The 20,931-nt window shown below is 58.1% G+C and carries 15 protein-coding genes and 1 pseudogene; 3 read left to right on the top strand and 13 right to left on the bottom strand.

Going from position 1 to position 20,931, the window contains the following annotated elements; all coding sequences use genetic code 11:
* Positions 1 to 120 precede the first annotated feature (120 nt).
* From ACVIGB_RS42165 to ald, 6 genes are all read right to left on the bottom strand, one after another.
* Positions 121 to 903: a carnitinyl-CoA dehydratase gene (locus ACVIGB_RS42165; RefSeq protein WP_456724897.1), complete on the bottom strand. Its 783-nt coding sequence runs from the start codon at positions 901 to 903 to the stop codon at positions 121 to 123.
* Positions 896 to 2,974, bottom strand: coding sequence for an acetate--CoA ligase family protein (locus ACVIGB_RS42160; protein WP_456724898.1), 2,079 nt, complete (start codon positions 2,972 to 2,974; stop codon positions 896 to 898). The genes ACVIGB_RS42165 and ACVIGB_RS42160 overlap by 8 nt, the downstream gene beginning before the upstream one ends.
* Positions 2,975 to 3,121: 147 nt before the next feature.
* Positions 3,122 to 4,300: an acyl-CoA dehydrogenase family protein gene (locus ACVIGB_RS42155; RefSeq protein WP_456724899.1), complete on the bottom strand. Its 1,179-nt coding sequence runs from the start codon at positions 4,298 to 4,300 to the stop codon at positions 3,122 to 3,124.
* A 47-nt stretch (positions 4,301 to 4,347) separates the two neighbouring features.
* Positions 4,348 to 5,544 (bottom strand): acyl-CoA dehydrogenase family protein, encoded by a 1,197-nt coding sequence (locus tag ACVIGB_RS42150; RefSeq protein WP_456724900.1) that lies wholly within the window; start codon positions 5,542 to 5,544, stop codon positions 4,348 to 4,350.
* A gap of 22 nt (positions 5,545 to 5,566) precedes the next feature.
* Positions 5,567 to 6,205, bottom strand: coding sequence for a thioesterase family protein (locus ACVIGB_RS42145; protein WP_456724901.1), 639 nt, complete (start codon positions 6,203 to 6,205; stop codon positions 5,567 to 5,569).
* Between the two features lie 1,207 nt (positions 6,206 to 7,412).
* The gene (ald, locus tag ACVIGB_RS42140) at positions 7,413 to 8,525 is read right to left on the bottom strand and encodes an alanine dehydrogenase (protein ID WP_456724902.1); all 1,113 of its coding nucleotides are present in this window, start codon (positions 8,523 to 8,525) and stop codon (positions 7,413 to 7,415) included.
* A 602-nt stretch (positions 8,526 to 9,127) separates the two neighbouring features.
* Between ald and ACVIGB_RS42135 the strand changes: the two genes are divergently transcribed.
* Positions 9,128 to 10,327, top strand: a complete 1,200-nt coding sequence (locus ACVIGB_RS42135; RefSeq protein WP_456724903.1) for an IS256 family transposase — start codon at positions 9,128 to 9,130, stop codon at positions 10,325 to 10,327.
* An 89-nt stretch (positions 10,328 to 10,416) separates the two neighbouring features.
* Here ACVIGB_RS42135 and ACVIGB_RS42130 read toward each other — a convergent pair.
* From ACVIGB_RS42130 to ACVIGB_RS42110, 5 genes and pseudogenes are all read right to left on the bottom strand, one after another.
* Positions 10,417 to 11,529: pseudogene (locus ACVIGB_RS42130) on the bottom strand (IS3 family transposase).
* Between the two features lie 369 nt (positions 11,530 to 11,898).
* Positions 11,899 to 12,684, bottom strand: a complete 786-nt coding sequence (locus ACVIGB_RS42125) for an ABC transporter substrate-binding protein (protein ID WP_456724904.1) — start codon at positions 12,682 to 12,684, stop codon at positions 11,899 to 11,901.
* An 84-nt stretch (positions 12,685 to 12,768) separates the two neighbouring features.
* Positions 12,769 to 13,533 (bottom strand): amino acid ABC transporter ATP-binding protein, encoded by a 765-nt coding sequence (locus ACVIGB_RS42120; RefSeq protein WP_456724905.1) that lies wholly within the window; start codon positions 13,531 to 13,533, stop codon positions 12,769 to 12,771.
* Positions 13,534 to 13,546: 13 nt separating this feature from the next.
* Complete coding sequence (locus ACVIGB_RS42115) at positions 13,547 to 14,380, bottom strand: amino acid ABC transporter permease (protein ID WP_456724906.1); 834 nt, start codon at positions 14,378 to 14,380, stop codon at positions 13,547 to 13,549.
* Positions 14,381 to 14,714: 334 nt separating this feature from the next.
* Entirely contained in the window at positions 14,715 to 15,212 is a 498-nt protein-coding gene (locus ACVIGB_RS42110; protein WP_456749307.1) for a tyrosine-type recombinase/integrase, read from the bottom strand.
* A gap of 765 nt (positions 15,213 to 15,977) precedes the next feature.
* Here ACVIGB_RS42110 and ACVIGB_RS42105 point away from each other — a divergent pair.
* Entirely contained in the window at positions 15,978 to 16,337 is a 360-nt protein-coding gene (locus ACVIGB_RS42105) for an IS1096 element passenger TnpR family protein (RefSeq protein WP_456724907.1), read from the top strand.
* Positions 16,338 to 16,363: 26 nt separating this feature from the next.
* Positions 16,364 to 16,702 carry a plasmid pRiA4b ORF-3 family protein gene (locus ACVIGB_RS42100; protein ID WP_456724908.1) on the top strand — a complete coding sequence of 113 codons (339 nt, stop codon included), beginning with the start codon at positions 16,364 to 16,366 and terminating at the stop codon, positions 16,700 to 16,702.
* A 311-nt stretch (positions 16,703 to 17,013) separates the two neighbouring features.
* Here the strand turns inward: ACVIGB_RS42100 and ACVIGB_RS42095 are convergent, their stop codons facing one another.
* Positions 17,014 to 18,162 carry a M24 family metallopeptidase gene (locus tag ACVIGB_RS42095; RefSeq protein ID WP_456724909.1) on the bottom strand — a complete coding sequence of 383 codons (1,149 nt, stop codon included), beginning with the start codon at positions 18,160 to 18,162 and terminating at the stop codon, positions 17,014 to 17,016.
* Between the two features lie 689 nt (positions 18,163 to 18,851).
* On the bottom strand, positions 18,852 to 20,429 hold the full coding sequence (locus tag ACVIGB_RS42090; RefSeq protein ID WP_456724910.1) for a gamma-glutamyltransferase family protein: 1,578 nt from the start codon (positions 20,427 to 20,429) through the stop codon (positions 18,852 to 18,854).
* Positions 20,430 to 20,931: the final 502 nt, after the last annotated feature.

Here is a 20,931-nt window from a genome sequence, read left to right as displayed (position 1 = left end):
TGGAGTTTACGCGGATGCTGTTGCCGATAATCCGGCCAGGCGCACAGCCGGGTGACATCTTTGGACTTCAGTGAGCAAATACAGTTTCTGATGTAGCGATGATCCTTCTTCGCAACATCGCTATCTCCCTTTCCAAACCGGGGCGCGTTTTTCGGCAAAGGCCCGGGCACCTTCAAGACTGTCTTCCGAGCCGTAGAGCGCATCGACGGTCGCAAGCTGACGGCGTGTCAATCGGTTCATGGCGTCCTGAAATGAAAGAGCTTCAGTTGCACGCACGGTCTCTTTGATAGCGGCAAGAACTAGTGGCGGTCCATTCGAGAGCGTTCGCGCGATTTCCCAGACGCGATCCTCAAGCTTTTCTTTTGGCAACACCTCGTTGACCAAGCCCCAGCGATGCGCCTCGGTAACATCCATCCAGCGGCCAGTGAGCAGAAGACTCATTGCGACGTGATATGGAATGCGTTTTGGCAGCTTGATCGAACCTGCGTCGGCCAACGTTCCGGCACGGATCTCGGGCAGCGAGAATGAGGAATGATCGGAAGCGTAGATCAGGTCGCAGGCGAGCGCCAACTCGAAACCGCCGCCGACGGCCATGCCGTTAACGCAGGCAACGACCGGCTTGTTCAGGTTGCGCAGTTCCTGAATTCCGCCGAATCCGCCGACGCCCCAGTCGCCGGCGACTTTTTCCTCATCAGCCCTCGCCTTGAGGTCCATGCCCGCACAGAAGAATTTATCGCCGGCCGTCTTGAGTATAGCGACGCGCAACTTTGCGTCGTCCCGAAATGCCTTGAAGGTTTCCCCCATCAATCGGGACGTTTCGGGATTGATCGCGTTGGCCTTGGGGCGGTCCAGTGTGACTTCGAGAATGGAGCCATCACGGCAGATCTTGACCGCATCAGACATTGTTCTTCCCTCCAACTACGAGCAATGCATCCGCGATCCAGGCCCCCTTGCCTTCGGCGCAGACGATAAGCGGGTTGATGTCGAGTTCCTCGATCTCGGCTTTCTGCTGCACAAATGCCGCGATGCCGGATACGGCTTCGATCGCCGCCGCCACATCGGCTCTGGGCCGGCCGCGGTAACCTTCCAGCAGAGGATAAAGCCTAAGGCCCCGTAAGGCCGCCTCGATGTCATCGCGTGTTGCGGGCAGCATCAGTGTGGCGCTGTCGCGCAAAAGCTCGACGAAAACGCCGCCCGTGCCCAGCGTCATCACGGCGCCGAAAATCGGGTCTCGGGTGAAGCCGACAATCAGTTCGGCGACGCCGTCGCGCACCATGCGCTCCACATAAAGCTCATTAGCCAGATGCAGCAGATCACTGGCGGCAGCTTTGACGGATTCGGCATCCCTGAGGTTGAGCCGCACCGCGCCGATCTCCGATTTATGGCTTACACCGACGGCCTTCAGCGCGACGGGAAAGCCGAGCGCCTCGGAGGAGGCCACCGCCTCAACCGCTTTAGCCGCTCGTTCGCCCTTAGGTACGGGTAGCCCAGCCTCGATCAGCCGCGCCTTTGCCTCCGCCTCATCAAGCGTAACACGTTCGCTTTCGCGTGCCCCCGAACTCGACGTATCAACTGGCTGCGCCTCTGGCTGGCGCCAAACAGAGCCGATGAGCGCGGCCGCTTGAGCCGCATCCATTGCTTCAGGAACGCCGAACAAGGGCGCCGTGCCCCGCTCCATCAATTCACTGGCGTATTCTTCAGGCATGTTCTCGGGCAGCGACGTGACAATCGCGCCTTGCGCCTTGTTAGTCTTCAGCGCGGCTTCGAAGGCGCGGACGATCGCCCAATAGGGAGCTGCGTTCGAGCAGCGGTCGGGGCGCTGGAAGTCGAGCACCAGCATGTTAAGATCGAAGCCACCCGACACCATGGCGGTGAAGGTCTTGGTCATCGCCGGCTCGTTGTTCCACATGAATGTTTTGTAGTCGAGCGGGTTGGCCACCGTAACCAGTGGCCCGAGCGTTGACCGGACACGGGCGCGGTGCTCCTCAGTGAGGCGAGGGAAATACACCATGCGAGCTTCGGCGGTGTCGGCCATGATTGAGGCTTCGCCGCCCGAATAGCTCATCGACGACAGCCGGTAGCCCGCGAGCGGTCCGGTGACGTGCAAAAGCTTCAGCGTCTCGATAAACGTGGGAATGGAATCGACGCGGGCGATTCCGAGCCGCTTCAGGAATGCGCCAGATGCGGCGTCGGAGCCAGCAAGTGAGGCCGTATGCGATACGGTCGCCTGCCGCGCCTGCTCGGAACGGCCGGCTTTCATCGCAATGATTGGCTTTTTCAGCTCCCGTGCCCGCATAGCCAGTCTTTCGAAATTGGCTACGGAATCGAAACCCTCGATGTGCAGGCCGAGCGCGGTCACGCGATCGTCCTCGATCAGGCCGAGCGCCATTTGAGAAAGACCGGTCTGCGCCTGATTGCCGGCGGTCATCAGAAAGGCGATCGGTAAACTGCGCCTCTGCATCGTCATGCTGATCGCGATGCTGGAGGACTGGGTGATGATACCGACGCCGCGTGCACGCTCGGCAAGTCTGATGCCGCCATGCTGGTCGGGCCACAAGAGCGCACCGTCGGCATAATTGATCAAGCCGTAGCAGTTCGGCCCGATGATCGGCATTTCGCCGGCGGCCGCAACGAGATCGGCCTGCAGCCTCTCGCCGTCATCATCATGGGCTTTGGTTTCGAGGAAACCAGCAGCAAAACAGACAGCCCCTCCGCCATTGCGCCTAGCGAGCGCCTCGATGACCTCTATGGTGAGGTGCCGGTTGACCCCTACCCAAGCGGCATCCGGCGAACCGGGCAACTCGGCCACGGAGCGGTAGGCCTTCAGGCCGCAAACCTCGTCTTTGGTCGGGTGTACCGGCCAGATCTTGCCAGAAAACCCCATGTTGATCGATTGCGCGACGACAGCAGCTGCTTGCTTGCCGCCGAACACGGCAATCGATCTTGGTCGCAAAAGACGCTCAAGCCTATTCATCGATTAGAATTCCTGACTGGCCTCGCAGCGCTCCCGAATCGACCCTTGATGAGCTTTGGCAAGTCCGCTCCGCGCAGTGGGTGCGCTCTTGCTGTCGGGTTCGTGACGATCGAGGGGAACACAATGTTCCAGCCTGACAGATGACTGCTATCGGATCCCATCGGCATTCAATTCGCTCTGCTCGCTGCTGAAGCCATCGAGCCCGGCAAGTCGCTTCAGGTGGTAATCGGCATCGCCGAACAGAATGTCGAGCATGGTCACATGCTTGAAGTAGTGACCTACGCAACATTCTACGGTCATTCCGATGCCGCCGTGCAGCTGGATGGACTGATGACCAATGCTCTTCGCGGCCTGACCGATCCGAATTTTTGACGCGGAAACTGCGCGCTCGCGTTCGGTCGCATCTTCTTCGCCCGCCATCATCGCGGCATACATGGCCATCGAGCGTGACTGTTCCAATTCGACAAACATGTCGACCGCCCGGTGTTGCAACACCTGGAAGGTGCCGATCTTCTTGCCAAACTGCTCGCGCGTCTTGAGATAGTCGAGCGTAATGGCCTGCATCCTGTCAAAGGAGCCTACCGCCTCGGCGCAAAGGGCCGCGACCGCCTCATCAGCCACCCGCGAAATGATCGGGAATGCCCCAGCCGGGTCGCCAATGAGATCGACAGCCTTGACGCGGACATTATCGAGCCTGATCTCGGCCGCGCGCAGACCATCCTGTGTCGGATACCCGCGACGCGTAAGCCCTTTCGCACCGGCTTCAACCAGGAAGAGACCGATCCCATTTTTCTCCCGTGGAGCGCCGGCCGTTCGAGCCGATACGATGATTTTATCCGCCGTGTCGCCATGAAGAACGAGGCACTTGGCACCGTTCAAGATCCAATCGTCTCCGACTTTCTTAGCTCGCGTCTCTATGTCGAAGAGGTCGTAGCGCGACTGCGGCTCGGCATAGGCGAAGGCAAGTATTGTCCGCCCTTCCGCGACAGCGGGGATCAGGTCGGCTTTCTGTGCTTCGCTAGCCCCAAGCCGAAGCGCACCGCCGGCAAGGACAATGGTGGCGAAATAGGGTTCGAGAATCAACGCCTTGCCGAATGCCTCCATAACGATCATGGTATCGACAGGGCTGCCACCAAAGCCGCCATGTTCCTCAGAGAACGGCAGTGCCAACAGCCCGATTTCGGCATAGCGCTTCCACATCGCCTCGCTGTAGCCCCGCTTCTCGGCTTGATAAAGGCGGCGGTCCTCGAAGCCGTAGCTGTCGATCAACAGCCGTTCGACCCTGTTCTTAAGCAGCCGTTGCTCTTCCGATAAATCAAAGCTCACGTTGGAAATTCTCCCAGATAGGGGCGCCGCGACAGGGCCTAGAAGTATCAAAGGCCGAGGATCGCCTTGGCGATGATGTTTTTCTGGATTTCTCTCGAGCCTGAATAGATTGAGGCTGCGCGGCTGTAGAAATAGGTTGGTGCGATTGTGGCGGCCCAATCGGGGCCGATCGGCGAGTCGTTGCGACGCTCGAGTTCCTCTTCTGATAGATATGGAAGCGCGTAAGGTCCAACCACTTCCATCAAAAGCTCTGCCGTTGCCTGCTCGACTTCCGCGCCCTTGAGCTTAAGGATCGCGCTTGCTGGATCCTGTGTATTCTTCTGTTGCTTCGATGCGTTAGCTAGGACACGAAGCTGTGTCATTTCGAGCGCCTTCAACTCGACTTCGACCGCCGCGACCCTCTTGCGAAACGCGGCTTGTTCGATCAATCGTTCGCCGCCGACGGAGGATCGTCCAGCGAGGTCTTTGATACGGCGGATGCACTCCTTGGAAGAACTCACACCCGCGTCGGCGAACCGTTCGTTGCCGAGAAGAAACTTAGCGTAATCCCAGCCCATATTCTCTTCGCCGACGAGATTTTCAATCGGAACACGAGCGTCGTCAAAAAAGACCTCGCTGACTTCGTGACCGCCGTTGATCAACTGAATCGGGCGTACAGTGACTCCGGGCGTTTTGAGGTCGATCAGAAGGAAGGAGATACCCTGCTGCTTTTTCACATCTGGATTGGTCCTGACCAGGCAAAAGATCCAATCGGCGTATTGCGCCCATGTCGTCCAGGTCTTCTGGCCGTTGACAACATAGTGATCGCCATCACGTACGGCCCGCGTCCTGAGGGAGGCGAGGTCTGAGCCTGCGCCAGGTTCCGAGAAGCCTTGGCACCACCAGTCCTGAGCAGTGGCGATACGCGGCAGATAATATTTCCTCTGCTTCTCATTGCCAAAGGTATAGATTACCGGGCCGACCAAAGACTCGCCGTAACCGAACTGGGTCCACGCGGGAAATGCTCGCGCCTCTTCTGTGAAAATATAGTGTTGCACAGGGGTCCAGCCGGTCCCTCCGTATTCCTTGGGCCAGGTGGGGACGCCCTTCTTGTAGAGCACACGCACTCCAGCAGCCTTTTCCTCTTTGGAGAGTTTCCGCCCTTTTTGTAGCTTGCGCTGTAGCTCCACCGGCACATTGTCACGCAGGAATTGACGGACCCCTTCGCGAAATACCTGCTCTTCCTCTATGAACGCGATATCCACGGCGCTTTCTCTGGCAGGAAATTCAATTTCGAATTGAGCGTGACGTGATACTGGCTCCCGCGCGCTCCGGACGAGGCAACTGAGCGTGGCGTTCAGCAAGCTCTAGCAATCGCTCACGTGCCTCGCCCTGCACTGGCCTACTGCGCCGGCTGGTGGCATCGACGTGGATTAGCATCTGCTCGCCTATGGCCACCGGCCGCTCGTCACCCACATGCGTAAGCACGTGGAAGAGGTGAAGGCGCTTCTCGCCAGCTTCGAGGATCTGCGTGAGCACCTGGACGCGGTCACCTGCGCGCAGTTCCTGGAGATGGGACAGATGTGTTTCGACGGTGTAGAAGGCGCCGCATTTTAAGCGGTAGTCGCTATTGATGCCGATGTGGCGTTCCAGCGTACCACTGGCATCGCTGAAAAGCTGGAGGTACCGGCTCTCATTGACGTGGCCGTTGCTGTCGAGCCAGTCGGACGGCATCTGCACTGGCGGCATCCGCAGCGGGCCGAAGCCATCGTCAATCTGAGGAAAGGGGTCGCCTAATGCCTGTTCCCAGAGCGCAAGTGTCTCGCCTGCATAGCAGCGCTGTGAACGCAGCCGTCGCTCCAGCGCCATCACAGGTCGCGTGCCTCTGACCATCCGGGCCCAGGTGATGACTACATCGGAGATCATTTCGCCCCTCGATTACATCGACACTCGATATCGCGCGGAAGGCCAGCGACACCTATTCTTCAAAAATTGTACTCCGACCAACAATCGGATTTAACCGATATAGCCAAACGTGGAGCAGACTCTATGCGCATCAACGGCACACAACGGCGTTTTCATCACGCCAACTCCGCGCTGACGCATTGAGCCACCGGACGCTCTGCAGCCGTTTTTGAGCGAAACAGGAGCGATAGTTCAACCAGCCCCCGGCTCGCGACGATTACAACAATCGCTCCAATTTTTCGGGATTGGGTGAGATGCTTCAACAGCTTCGTACAAGCGCGACAGTGGCAGACGCTATCGGGTCAGTCGATTGGCCGACGTGGTCGAGTAGCTCGGCCATTCGGCTTTGCCTCACAGATCCGGGCGGGCGGCTTTCCCACACCCACGCTCTTCCCGAGAGTAACCCGCGTCATATGCGCGCCTGCGCCCATGTGCAAGTGATGCGTGGAGTTGGCACCGGAAGCGTGTCGTTAGAGTCTCGAACTCCGACCAGCCCATGCGCCGACGTTTCTGGCTACGCTGTCGCAGACAAAGCAGCCAGGTCCGACGCACTTCGCGGTAGAAGCCGTTGCGCGCTGGATAATTGTGCGGACTGCCATAATAGCCATAGTGCCTCGCGCAGCGTGGTGGTGAGCCACTCGTGCTGCATGGCTGTCAATCGGCAAACTTGACCCGCGTATTGCTGCGTCGCCTGAAAGGTCCAGGCGACCGGACATTTTGATCGTAGGCCCCTGCACCAGGAGTCAGCCGAGAGCAAGCAATAGAAGATGGCCTAGTCCACGGTCGCATGGTGATTAGCGCGATCTCTCGATGACAAGCCGCAACGCATCCGACGACCGACAACCGGGCACCTCACCCTTACTTCGACTACATGGACTTGGCTGTCAGACTTGGGAATCCAGCTCCCGCACGCTTCATTGCCTCGCGCTGTCGGACACAAGGCCGGTTATCGCCCGAGGTGCGTCCGCTCATCCCTCTGCCTAGCCTGCGTGGTAGTGGGACTTCGGGTCAATGGCGAGGCCCACTGTGTTTCCGTACGCTCGGGCATCAAGCTAATTCAAGCGCTCCGATTTCCAATGTTGAGCATACTCGAAAAAATGTGGGCCACTCCTAAAAGGAGTGGCCCACCAAGTCAGGGAGGAAACGCCCCCTGGGGAGGCCTCTGGGATCAGGCCGCGGCCTGATCGATCGGTGAGAATGGGAGCCCGAGGCTTTCGGCGACGGCCTTGTAAGTCAGCCGTCCACGGTAGACATTGAGTCCTGCGCGCAGATGCGGATTTTCGAGAACAGCCGCGAAGCCCTTGTTGGCGAGAGCCAAGCCGAAAGGTAGCGTAGCGTTGTTCAAGGCGTGACTCGACGTAAGTGGGACAGCACCCGGCATGTTGGCCACGCAGTAATGAACCACGCCATCGACCTCGTAGGTGGGATCAGAGTGTATGGTCGGCCGCGACGTCTCAAAGCAACCACCTTGATCGATCGCAACGTCAACGATCACGGAGGCCCTTCGCATTGAGTTTAGCATGCTGCGGCTCACGAGCTTGGGCGCACTCGCGCCAGGAACAAGGACAGCACCAATGACGGCATCCGCCGCGAACACCTCTTCCTCGACCGAGTCAATCGTCGAAAATCTGGTGCGAACCCGCCCTTGGAATAGCTCATCCAGTTCGCGAAGTCGGGGAATTGATCGTTCGAGAATAGTAACCTCGGCACCTAATCCCGCAGCCATCCGCGCCGCATGAGTTCCGACTACACCACCCCCGAGCACTACGATTTGGGCAGGCCGGACGCCCGGCACGCCGCCTATCAGAATCCCTCGCCCGCCGGCATGTCGCCTAAGAGCGCCGCCCGCTGCCTCGATCGCAAGGCGGCCCGCAACCTCGCTCATGGGCGCAAGCAGAGGCAGACCTCCATGCGCATCAGTGACCGTTTCGTAAGCGATGCCGATGCAGCCAGAATTGATCAGTCCCTTCGCCTGCTCTGGATCTGGCGCCAAGTGCAAATAGGTGAAGAGGATCTGATTCTCTCGCAACTGGCCCCATTCGGAAGGCTGAGGCTCCTTCACCTTCACGATCATCTCGCTCGATGCGAACACCTCGGAAGCAGAGCCCACAATCGTCGCACCTGCCTTGCGAAAATCGTCATCCGTCGCACCAATGCCAGCGCCAGCGTTAGTTTCAATTAACACGCTATGACCCGCGGCAATATATTCGCGGACGGCTCCAGGCGTAAGGCCGACACGATACTCGTGCGTCTTGATTTCCTTCGGAACACCGACCTTCATTCTGAATCTCCAGCTTGATTGACATCTTTTTAATCGAAAAGTGACGCGAGCCAGCGACGCAGATGATCAAAACGCGCAGAAATCCAGCAATTATTTCGAGCCCGATGCAGGATTGCAACGCAAGCCTGCATTCGATCATGCTCCGCTCTTGATGACGAACCGCAAATCGATATGCCCTCGTCACTTGTATTTTGTACTGCGAATGCACCAGCGGAGAATACCTCTAGGAGGCTTAATTGTCCTTCGATGACAGGCGTCGATTGTGGGAGCGCTTTCCGTTCAGTGCAGGGACTCGCTCCTTCAACGATTTGTCAATCGGCTTTCCGAACGCACTAACGGTCGGGCGGCCCAAGTACGGGGAACGTTTCCCATCTTGCTGTTCTCAACAACTTGGACACTTCTCAATAACATTTTTGGACATCGCGCTACTTGCTGACGTTTCCCGAGGTCGTGTCCCCGGTGGTGGTGTAGCTCGGTAGAGCAAAGCCGCCCGGACGCGCGCCTCAACTAGCGCCGTAGCGGGCGGGCGGCTTTGCGGTGGTCACCGGCGGTTCTCCGGTAGGATCGGGTTGCGACACGCCAACGCAACCGAGGAACCACCGATGACCGACGACATGATGAACCTGCGCACGCTCGTGGAGAAGACCCCTGATGCCGATCTGTTGCGCGAGATGATCGGCTTTGCTGCCCAGCGGCTGATGGAGCTGGAAGTCGAAGGCCAAACCGGTGCAGCCTACGGCGAGAAGAACCCCGAACGGCTGGCCCAGCGCAACGGCTACCGCGACCGGACCTGGGAGACCCGGGCCGGCACGGTCGAGCTTCGCATCCCCAAGCTGCGCAAGGGCTCCTACTTCCCGGGTTTCCTGGAGCCGCGCCGGATGGCCGAGAAGGCGCTCACCGCCGTAGTTCAGGAAGCCTATGTGCAGGGCGTCTCGACCCGCTCGGTCGACGATCTCGTCCAGGCGATGGGGATGAGCGGCATCTCCAAGAGCCAGGTGAGCCGGCTCTGCGCGGAGATCGACGACAAGGTGAAGGCGTTCCTCGCCCGGCCGATCGAGGGCGACTGGCCATATCTGTGGATCGACGCCACCTACGTGAAGGTGCGCCAGCAGGGGCGCATCGTGTCGGTCGCAGTGATCGTCGCTGTTGGCGTCAACAGCGACGGCCGGCGCGAAGTTCTCGGCATGGATATTGGCCCTTCCGAGGCCGAGACGTTCTGGACGGCGTTCCTGCGCAAGCTCGCTCGCCGGGGCTTGCGTGGCGTCAAGTTGGTCGTCTCCGACGCCCATGAGGGCATCAAGGCCACCGTCGCCAAGGTGCTCAATGCCAGCTGGCAACGCTGCCGCGTGCACTTCATGCGCAATGCATTGGCCCATGCCGGCAAGAGCGGCCGCCGCGTCGTCTCCGCCTTCATTGCCACGGCGTTCGCCCAGGACGATGCCGAGGCCGCACAAGCACAGTGGCGGAAGGTCGCCGACCAGCTTCGTCCCAAGCTGCCCAAGCTTGCCGGCTTCCTCGACGAGGCCGAGACCGATGTGCTCGCTTATATGGCGTTCCCGCCGCAACACCGGACCAAGCTGCACTCGACCAACCCGATCGAGCGCCTCAACGGCGAGATCAAGCGCCGCACCGAGGTCGTCGGCATCTTCCCCAATGAAGACGCCATCGTCCGCCTCATCGGCGCGATCCTGCTCGAGCAAAATGATGAATGGGCCGTCCAGCGCGCTCGCTATATGACGCTGGAAACCATCGCGCCGTTGAGCGATGACCCCACTGTCAGCCTTCCGGCGATCGCCAGCTGACCTGCCCGGCTCTTGCCGGTGAACGCGGTCTCCCGCCGCCAGCTACACCACGCAACGGGACACGATCTTTCCCGAAAAAATGGACGCGGTTAAGCTGCTTTTAGCTCTATCTCGATCGGGCTGACAAAGCCGATGGTTGAGTGACGACGAGTCCGATTGTAGAAGCTTTCGATGTAGGCAAAAAGATCCCTTGTGGCTTCAGCCCGTGTTGCACAGTGCCCGTGGTGGACGAACTCGGTCTTGAGGGTGTGAAAGAAGCTCTCCATTGGAGCATTGTCATAGCATTCGCCCTCGCGGCTCATCGATGCCTTAAGGCTGGCGTATTGCATCAGCTAGCGGTAATCCGCGGAGGCAAATTGAACGCCGCGATCGGAAGTGGTGGATTAGGCCGGCGCTTGGACGCTGCGCCGAGATCGCCATCCGCAAGGCCGCCAAGGGCAGCTCGGCGCGCAAATAATCCGCCATCGCCCAGCCGACAATCCTGCGGCTGTACGGATCCATGACGACGGCCAGATAGAGCCAGCCCTGATCAGTGTTGATGTAGGTGATATCGGCCAGCTAGATCTGGTTCGGAGGAGTGGCGATGAAGTTGCGGTCGAGCAGATTTGGTGCCGGTCGGCAGGTCGTGGCGGCTGTCAGTGGTCCGCACCCGGCCTGGCCGCGCCATGATGGCCGTGACGCCGCATCAAGCGCTCTTTGCGACCACGGCTCACTCCACGGCCCCGCGCCCTCAGCTCGACATGGATACGCGGGCTCCCATAGCGCCCGCGGGTACAACTGTCGACCCGCCTGATGTGGTCAACGAGGTCACGATTGGCAGCAGATCGTCGGCTCTCTGGGCGCGAGCGCCAAGCATAATAGCCGGCCGGCGAGACGCCGAGCACGTCGCACAGTAGCGTCACAGGATAATCTTCGCGGCGATCTTCGAAGAAGCGGAATCTCATGTCCGTGTTCCAGCAAAGATCGCAATCGACTATTTTTAAAATGTCGCGCTCCATGCGCAGCCGCTCGTTCTCTCGCTGCAAACGCGTGATCTCTGCCGCGTTGTCCGCCGACGGCAGCGCCGCCTGCGTCGTGGGGTGCCGATCGCTACCGTCGGTCCAGCCGGGCCCCTCGTTGCTCGAGCCACCGCCGCAGCACGGAATCGCGTGGGCCAAGCTCCTTGGCAATGATCCGATCGAGCGGCCGGCCGACGCGACCAGATCAAGCGCCTGGCGCTTGTAATCGTCCGTAAACGACCGACGTTGACATCCTTCCCTCCGAAACCTCCTGGCTCTTCGAGCCTACTACAGGTGTCCATTAATTCGGATGAGGTTTCATTGCAGCGGAAATGCGTCAGCCTCCGGTGACGCATGCAGACGAACCCCTTCGATGCAACCTTGCCGTCAAAACACAAGATCAGCCGGAGTCCAGCGGTCAACCGTTAGCTGCCGGGATAGAGCATTCTTGGCAAACATGTAGGCCATCTACCCCTGTGATCTTAATTGACTCTGTCGGCTTCCCAGCAGATTTTGCGCTACCGCTCTCCGCTTGCAGAATTTTCAAACACCGGGACGATAGACTGCCTGTAGTCAAGGCTGGCCGTTGATCATTGGCTGCTGGATCGAGGAGTCATCCGTTAGGTCCCACTTGCGCAGAAGCTGACCGTACGTGCCATCGGCCATGATCGCGACCAGAGCTTTCTTAAGCTCGTCTCCGAACTGGGGATCGTCCTTTCGAAACGCAATGCCGTACATAGTCTTCACCAAAGGTTTTCCAAAGCTTGCATACTGACGCCCCTCGAGCGTGTTCTGATAGGCAAGCGTAGCGTCACCCGTTAGTGCTGCTTCAGCTTGGCCTTGCTTGACCATTAGCCGGCATTGGGGAGTGCCTTCGCAGGGAGTCAAATTGATCGCTGGCTTGCCGGACTTGACGCAATTCTCATCGCTCCATTTCACGACCGCGTTCATTTCGACGACGCTTGCTCGTGAGGCCGCGACCCGCTTGCCGCACACCGCATCCATGTTCGAGAAGCGATCGACATTGGCGCGCAGCGTGAAGAGTACTTGGTTGACATACACGTAATCGAGGAAATTTGCATTTGTGCGGCGTTCGGGTGTATCAGTCATCGCTGAAATGATGACATCTGCACGCCTTGTCTTTATCGGGGCGAAGCTGATCAGCTGATCAAAGCTCGATTCGATCCAGCTCACTTCCGCGCCCATTTTTTTCGCCATTGCATTGAAAATGTCGATATCGAGCCCCATCAGCTTGCCGGATGTGTCCTTGAATTCGAAGGGTGGATAGTAAGTTATCGTTATTGCATTTATAATCTTCTTTTCGCTCTGCGCGTAGGCGCCTGTGGCTGTCAGGCTCATTGAGGCAGTGAATATGCACAGCGCGAGGCGAAGGACGGCCCTTGAAAACATGCTGAAGCCTTTCGTGTGTTTCAGTTATCAATTTTAGTTCAGTACCGCCGAAATGAAATTCCGTGTCCGGGGATGCGTCGGAGTGACGAGAACCTGCGCGGGATAACCGCTCTCGACCACCTGTCCCTGATCCATGAAAATGACCCGGTTTGCTGCCTCACGGGCAAACCCGAGTTCATGCGTCACCACAATCATCGTCATTCCGCTCCGCGCCAGGTTCTGCATAACGGCCAATACCTCCCCGACAAGTTCGGGATCCAATGCCGAGGTAGGCTCGTCGAACAGCATTAGTGCAGGCTTCATGGCGAGCGCGCGGGCAATCGCCACGCGCTGTTGTTGACCACCCGAAAGCTCGATCGGGTACGCGTCGTATTTCGACTCGAGACCGACCCGGGCAAGCAGTTCGCGAGCAGCGGCTTCAGCCTGCTTGCGTTCATGTTTGAGTACCTGAATCGGACCTTCAGTTACATTTTCCAGCGCTGTTTTGTGCGGAAACAAGTTGAAGCGCTGGAACACCATGCCCGTTGCAAGTCGCTGCCGCGCGATCTCGCGCTCGGAAAGCTCGTACAACTTGCAGCCCCTCCGACGATACCCCAGCAGCTCGCCATTTACCCACAAGGCGCCGCTATCAACAACCTCGAGTTGATTGATGCAGCGCAAGAAAGTGCTTTTTCCAGAGCCGGACGGCCCAATCACACAGACAACTTCGCCCCGATCGACCTCCAGGTCAATTCCCTTGAGCGCTTCGAAAGTGCCATATGACTTGCGCACACCGACGACTTTTACGATCGGGCTCATGTATGCTTCCCATCTATCGTGGCTGCACAATACGACCAGCGCCACGCGCGTAGTATCTCTCCAGCCGAGTTTGCAAAAGCGTGAGCACGGTCACCACGGCCAAGTACCAAATTGCGGCAACAATCAGTAGCTCGATGACGTAGTTGTTCACGTAGTAGATGTTTTCTGCGTTATGCACGATCTCCGAAAATTGTATGACGCTCGCAAGCGACGTCAACTTGACCATGCCGATGAGTTCATTGCCAAGTGGAGGCACGATCATGCGCATCGCCTGCGGCAGAATGATTCGGCGCAGCGCCTGAAGACGGGGCATACCAATTGCGCTTGCTGCTTCATACTGCCCCTGCTCGACAGACAACAGGCTGGCACGCACAACCTCTGATGTATAGGCCCCCTGATTGATGCCCAACCCCAGAAGCGCAGCAACAAAGGGCGTCATCACGTCCACGGTGCGCACTTCAAAAAAGCCCGGCATGCCGAGGTTGGGAAACACCAGTGCGAGATTGAACCAGAGCAATAACTGCAATAGCAGGGGCGTACCTCGAAAGAACCACACGTATCCGACGGCGGCCCAATTGACTACCGGATTGTTAGAAAGACGCATGATCGCGACAGTCACTCCGATCGTAATCCCGATCAGCATCGCCAAGGCGGACATTAGCACCGTGTTGCCTAAGCCGAGAATGATGGTGCGTGCTGCGAGGAATTGGGCCACCACCGCCCATTCGATCTGGCCACGGGCAAACGCCACCGCGATCCACAATGCGAGAGCGGCGATCGCAACGGCACTGAAATATCTGCCCAAATGTTTGCGTCGTACATGCGGCAAGCGCAAGATGTCGTTCAATGGACCATCTTGACCGCCCAAGTTGAATTTTTCGATTAGTAAGCTTGGCACGCGAATTGTCTCCAACAAAGTCGTTAGGCGATCGTTCGAGACATCTTTCCGCATTCCAGCGCATTGCCGCGCCACCTGCGTTATCAGCGGCACGATGTTACGGTGCCTTCAGGCTAGATTCGGTCAATATGCAGACTAGTTTTGCAGAAAATCAGCTCGCATTGAGGCAATTCGATTATTTCCCCCGAGGCCGAACGCGTTTGTTATTTGTGGCCCTCCCGGGGCTGTTAGAAGTGATTCGCTGCCGAGCAATCGCCAATAGCCCGCCCAGGGCGGGTCGATCTCAAGGTTTAAGACGCGGAGCGTGGTCAAGGCGCGTAATGGGAATGTCGGGATGAACGGCATGGCCGGCATGGTTCTCGTGCCGCAGCAACTGTTCGATCTCCGACAAGGTCGCGCCAGATCGGAGAAGCCCGGTAGCGAGACTGTGTCGGAAGATATGTGCGCCGCGGTGTGCGCAACCTTCGATTCCAACGCGATCGAGAGCGGCCTTGGCGATCATGGTGATCGCACATCCGGAAGCAAACCCGATGTGCGGCGCGAGTGTGCGGACGAACAACCGTCGGCACGACGACTTTGGGCGGCCTCTGCGCAGATATGCAACGATGGCCGCGCCAACGTCTGGCGGTATCGACATCCGTGCACGCTGTCGGCCGTTGGCGCGAACGAGTATCTCGCTGGCGCGCCAGTCGATATCATCGAGCGTGAGCGTCGCGACCTCGTCGGCCCGCAGGCCGAGCTTGGCCAGCAACAACAGAATGGCGTAGTCGCGCCGTCCCATCACCGTCTTTCGGTCGCAACCGTCGAGAGCCTTCCGCACCTGTGCGGCAGGCAGATAGATCGGCAGAGTTGCGAGCTTCCATCGCCGCATCGATGGAACGCAATCCGCCAACGGGCGCGCGTTCAGCCCCCGATGGTGGAGGTAACGGAGAAAGGCGGGCGACCAGCACATCGCCTTGCATGTTCCCGGGCTCCAATCCTGGGCGTGGCGCTCAATGTAGCGGATCACGTCCTCTTGGTTGATCTTGCACAGGGCGGCAACGCCGCCGGAGCACCCCTCGTGCAGGAACCTGCGGATGACCGGGAGATGGCGTACGATGGACCTCGGGGCCAAGCCGCGCTCTGATCGCAGGTAGGCATCGAACTCCTTGAAGATCCGTTGGTGCGGGGCGAGAGGCGGTAGCACCAACGGCGCGATCGCGCCTTCCTCGCGCAGCACCGACAACCATCGCTTGAGCGCTGCCGGTCACCGGGTTGGATGGATTGCCTCCCGGCTCGATGTCGGAGGTACCGCTCAACGACCTGTTCATCGAGATCAATCAGCTTATAGCGACGGCCCGCGATCCAACTCAGGAGCCCGCCAACTACGTTGAGGCAACGCCACGCGCCATGCCGAACGAGCCTCTCTTCGACGAGACGAACGGCGTAGCACTCGACGAGCCGTCCGTGCGGCTCGCTTCTGAGACGCCGGTACAGCCGTGCTTCTGCGCAGGTACTCTCCATATTCCTGTTCTCCGCTGTTGACAGCGGAGGCACAGAACGAACTATGCCGAACCGACCAAACGCCGGTCAGCCAGAAATCCGGGGAAACGACCCGACTCGGCATAGTTCGGCGGGCGACATAAACCCGAAGCTCAACAGCGTCAGCGCCGAGCATTTGCTTGCTGACGTTCTCGCGAAGCTGGTGAATAGCCTGTGGCGTGGCGGCATGAGCCTCAACACAACCGCGATCCAGATCAAGGGGACCCTCAAGGACGTGAAACCGGAGGTGATGCTTCGCCTTGTCGTGCCTGTCACCCTACGCCTTGATCGGCTGCATCAGACGCTTCAGGCTGCGTTTGGCTGGACAATCAGCTACCTCTTAGTTCCACGCTGGCGAAGAACGTTGGAGGATCCCGGATCCTGACGGCGATTTTGGCCCCCAGCCTATCGATGTCCGCGACCGGCGCCAAGACGATCCATTATCTCTTTGACTTCGGCGACAGCTGGGACCGTGTGATCAAACTCGAAAATGGCATCGCGACAGAGGGACTTCCCCTCTTGCTCAAGGCCGCCGGCCGGTGTCCTCCGGAAGACGTCGGCGGTGCGCCAGGCTATGCCGAATACCTTGATGGCATCAGCGACCCCGCACATCCGAAGCACGAACAATATACGCTTCTGGAACCCGGAGCGGTTCGATCCCAACGTCGTCGACCGGAAGGCGCTCGAGGCCGCCGTCAACGCATGTCCGACCAATGGAAACCGCGGCGACGCCCCACGCAGCCAAAATAGAGGCCAATCGCCAATCAGCGATGAGCGGCGTGCGTGCAGTTTCGCCCCAAGATTCATTTTTATGGAGGAGGTCGCATGGTCCAGTTGGCATGACTTGTTCGCCAGCCGCAGCCCGAACCATAAAAATCGACCGCGCTCCCGATCTGAATGCCGGGTAGGAAGCCATAGCTACCCGGCGCTATAGGCAATTCGCATTGCCCGCATCGCAGGAGTTTAGCGAATCTCTTCAGCCCACAGTGAATCGCCAACAATATTCGGTGCAAGCCGATCGAAACTGCGACGGCCCCACGGTGCAAACGTGCTCGTCGTTGTCATACGACAATGAGTTGCCGCGGTGTATTCGTCAAAACTTCGATGCCGGCACTCGTAACCGTCCACGTCTCACTAAAGCCGACAGAGCCAAGCCTTGGGATGAAGAGCAAAGGAACTGAATGGAAGGTCATTCCAATTTCAAGCACTCTGGAATCGTGAGGCTTCAGGTCCATGATGTGGCCTTCATTCCACCCTGGCGGAAAGCCGATACCGATGGAATATCCGGCCCGATGAGGCCAGAATTTAGCCAAACCAGCTCGCTCGATAACGGCTCGGCCGACAGCATCTACCGATCCAGAAGTCACGCCTGGCTTGGCGAAGTCAAGCATGGCATTGAGCGCACCGAGGGTGGCATCGGCGACCTTTCTCAATTCCGATGTGGGTGCCCCTACCGAGACGGTGCGCATTATGGCGGCACCGTAGCGAAACCAGCTCGCGCCAATTTCTAGATAGACGATTTCACCTGCTTTGATTACCCCTCGCTCGGAGGTGCTATGCCCCAGAGCTGAACGAGGCCCCGCGACGACATATGGACCGGAACTGGGATATTCACTTCCTGCTCTCATCATTTCCAGATAGGCGGCGCCTGCTATCTCGTTTTCTGTGCGACCAGGTAATATGGCCTCCACGCCGGCTCTCATGCCCTCATCGGCCGCCTTTGCCGCGTTGCGTATGTAGGTGAGCTCTTGCGGGGACTTTATTCTTCTTGATTCTTCGATAACGCCGCTGGCCGGCACGAAAGTTCTGTCTCCGAGATGACGGCGCAAAAGCTCGAGCAACGCGGATGGAAGGAAGAAACCTTGGTCTTCATAGCCTATCCGGGAGCCGAATTCCGTTACGTTTTTGATACAGTCAACAAGCGCATCACCATAGCTCGCTGTGTCGGGCACCGGATAGCCCTGCTTCAGCCACGACAAGATTTCGACGTTCGGATATTCAAGCTTCCGGATGACGAAGCGCGGATCGCCTGCCAGCGGCACAATCAAGCATTGCGCGACGTAATAGCCGGTGGTCCGATACCCCGAGAGATAGTATATATTCTCCGGCACAGTGACGATCAGAATATCCAGCGCCAGCTGCGCCATCTTCTTTCGGACAAAGGAAAGGCGATTTTTATACTCTTCAATACTGAACGGATATTCGCTCACGGCACCATCCCTAATATTCCAAACAGCTAGCGTGCAAGGAAAGTGATTTCAATCTTAGTTGGCGGCAGACGAGTGAACCCCAAGCGTTGAAGCAACTTTAATGTTCTGGGATTCAGCTCAAGTCGTCGGGAATTCTCGCCGCATAGCGTATCTCGTAGGCGAAAAACGGTGCTGCACCGCTCCGCTACTCCCGTTCTTTGGAAAGCAAGTAAGCTCGTTCACCCGACAGACTGTAGTCATTGTTCTAGTATTGATTCCTGCAATAAGAACGATGTCGGCGCCCAAATTCTGCTTCACGGCGTCTCTTTGGCTTGAGGTATCGTTCGCACGTCGAAGCAGGACCATTGAGTAGGGATTGGCTCGATAAGTATCTCGGATAACAGTCATTGCTTGCAGTATCACGGTCATCTTTAGTCCCTGCAAGCCATAGACCTCCCGATCACTGATCATTCCGCCACGAGCTTGGGATACCCAGAGGAATACGCACTTCCTCTCCTTGTAGATTATTCAGTGCGTCCTCCGCTCCGAAAAGTTGATGTCCATTTCCTATATCCGATTACATCAATGCGACGTCGATCACCTCAATCGTCGACGCTCCGTTGCCGTTGCTACCCTGCTTGGTGCATCCCTCGGAGCCACCGACCAACATGTGAACCTATCTTAGAGGGGATCTTGTTGATCGGACATTGTTAAATGACCAATCCGTCCTTGCGGTGATCCGCCGCACCTTCGAGAACACCATCTCGCAGAACGATCACCTGAGCTGCTCCAAGTGGGCCCTCATTCGCGAATGGCCCGCGAGAGCGCGGAACCATTTTATGCCCAAGACTGGCCAAAGCCGCGACCATGTCAGGCGACAATCCACTCTCGTATTCAACCAGATCGGGCCGACCGAATATCCGCGGCGCACTAACGGCTTGCTGTGGGGACATGCCCTCGTCGATGATGCGAGAGAGGACGGTCGCAAGCCCCATCGGCTGGAAGATTCCTCCGACGACTCCCGCACTGATCAACGGCTTACCATCCCGGCAGACCATAGCTGGTAGGGAGAACGACAGAGGTCGCTTGCCGAGCAAGTAGTAGTTGGGATCCTGCCTGTCCGTTGTAAAATATTCCCCGCGACTATTAAGCAGGATACCCGATCGCGGTGTAGTCATTCGGCAACCGAAAAAGTCAACTATCGTCGACATGAAGGACACGACGTTCCGTGCCTTGTCGACGACCGTAAGATAGGTGGTTTCGTTGCGTCCCGAAATATGCTTGGGCGTCTGCATCTGAGGAACAGATTCGGATGATATCTTCGCCACTAATTCAGCAACAAAGGCATCCTCGAAAAGGGCGTCCGCACAATAACCGCCGGTCTTGGCATCGTAGCGGATATGATCGCGCGCAGAGTAGGCAAGTTTCCCTGCCTCTATCATGAGGTGAAGCCTCTTACGTAGCGGCATCGACTTGTCGGAAAAGCCCAATCTTTCAAATAGGCGGAGTATAAGCATCGCCACGACGCCAGCCGAGGGTGGCGGACAGACGTGCACGTCAAAGCCACGATAGGAGAGTGATATCGTATCGACATAGGCCCCTTTGTAGGCCGCTAAATCCTGCGGGGTCACCTGCGCCCCTAGGGCATTGTAGGTTTGTACCAATTCCGCTCCGACTTCGCCTCCGTAAAATGCCGCGCGGCCTTCTCGACCGATACTGCTCAGCACCTTGGCAAGAGGGCGGTGGAAGAATGTGTCACCGCACAGAAATGGCTGCCCATCGGATTTCAGATAGTGGCGCGCTGTATTCCGATCAGCATTAAGTGCATCGGCAAACCGACCCCAGTCATATCCCGTTCGCTCGGAGACGACGAACCCGTTGTTTGCTAGTCCGACCGCTGGGGCGAGCAGATCCGCTAAGGGCTGTGAGCAGAAATCGCGGGCCAGCGTATCCCAGATGTCTACTAAGCCGGGCAATGCGGTCATCGCGGCCGCCACGCCGCTTGCAGGATCGGCAATTCCCGTTCCTAAGGCGCTGTAGGCGCGTGGTGCGGAGTGATCGGGTGTGGAAAAGATCACCATTCCGTCTCCGCCGATACCAGTCATCGCCGGCTCGACGACAGCCAGGACGGCATTAGCTGCGACAGCGGCGTCGAACGCATTGCCCCCGGCGCACAGGACGTCTCGTGCGGCAAGTGTCGCGAGTGGATGCGAGGTAGCCACCATTTGATCACGTGCATATTGCGTAGACCGAGCCGGAATCTCAAAATCACGCGCCCTAACTGTCATTTTCGATCTCTTCAGCATGAAAGAAGGAGGGAAGGTTCGATGATCCACACCTGCGCCAATACACGCGCGCGACCTGGCGTTGTTGAGATGTTGAACTCTCTGGCCCAGTAGTTCTGTCCGAAGAGTGCCCTTTTTGTCTCACGGTTCGCTCAATTTACCATCCTCGTCAGGCGCTGACGAGAATATCGTGCTGCATTTTCCACGCTCTACTGGCTGGCGCGCGGCTTCGCACTCCCCAACGCCAGTGCTATCGCAGTGGACACAAGGTCTGTGGTGGACCGCCAAGGCAAGATCACCCAATCGTCAGTATGCATGGCAGAAGGACTCAGTGCGCCGACAGCCCGACCCCAGAGTGGAATAGAGCAAATTGCCGTAACAAATCTATCTTCACAGAGTTGATCGACCTCGTTCGGCTGAGGAACAAATTACGCTGACCGCCCAGCGCCGTGATATCGGCAATGGTAAGTTCATGCTCTTGGAAGGCGTACAGGGGCCGTTGTTC

It is taken from the genome of Bradyrhizobium sp. USDA 4341 (assembly GCF_054063755.1).
Note: the sequence above shows the minus strand (reverse complement) of the source record. Positions and strands in the feature narration are given on the sequence as shown.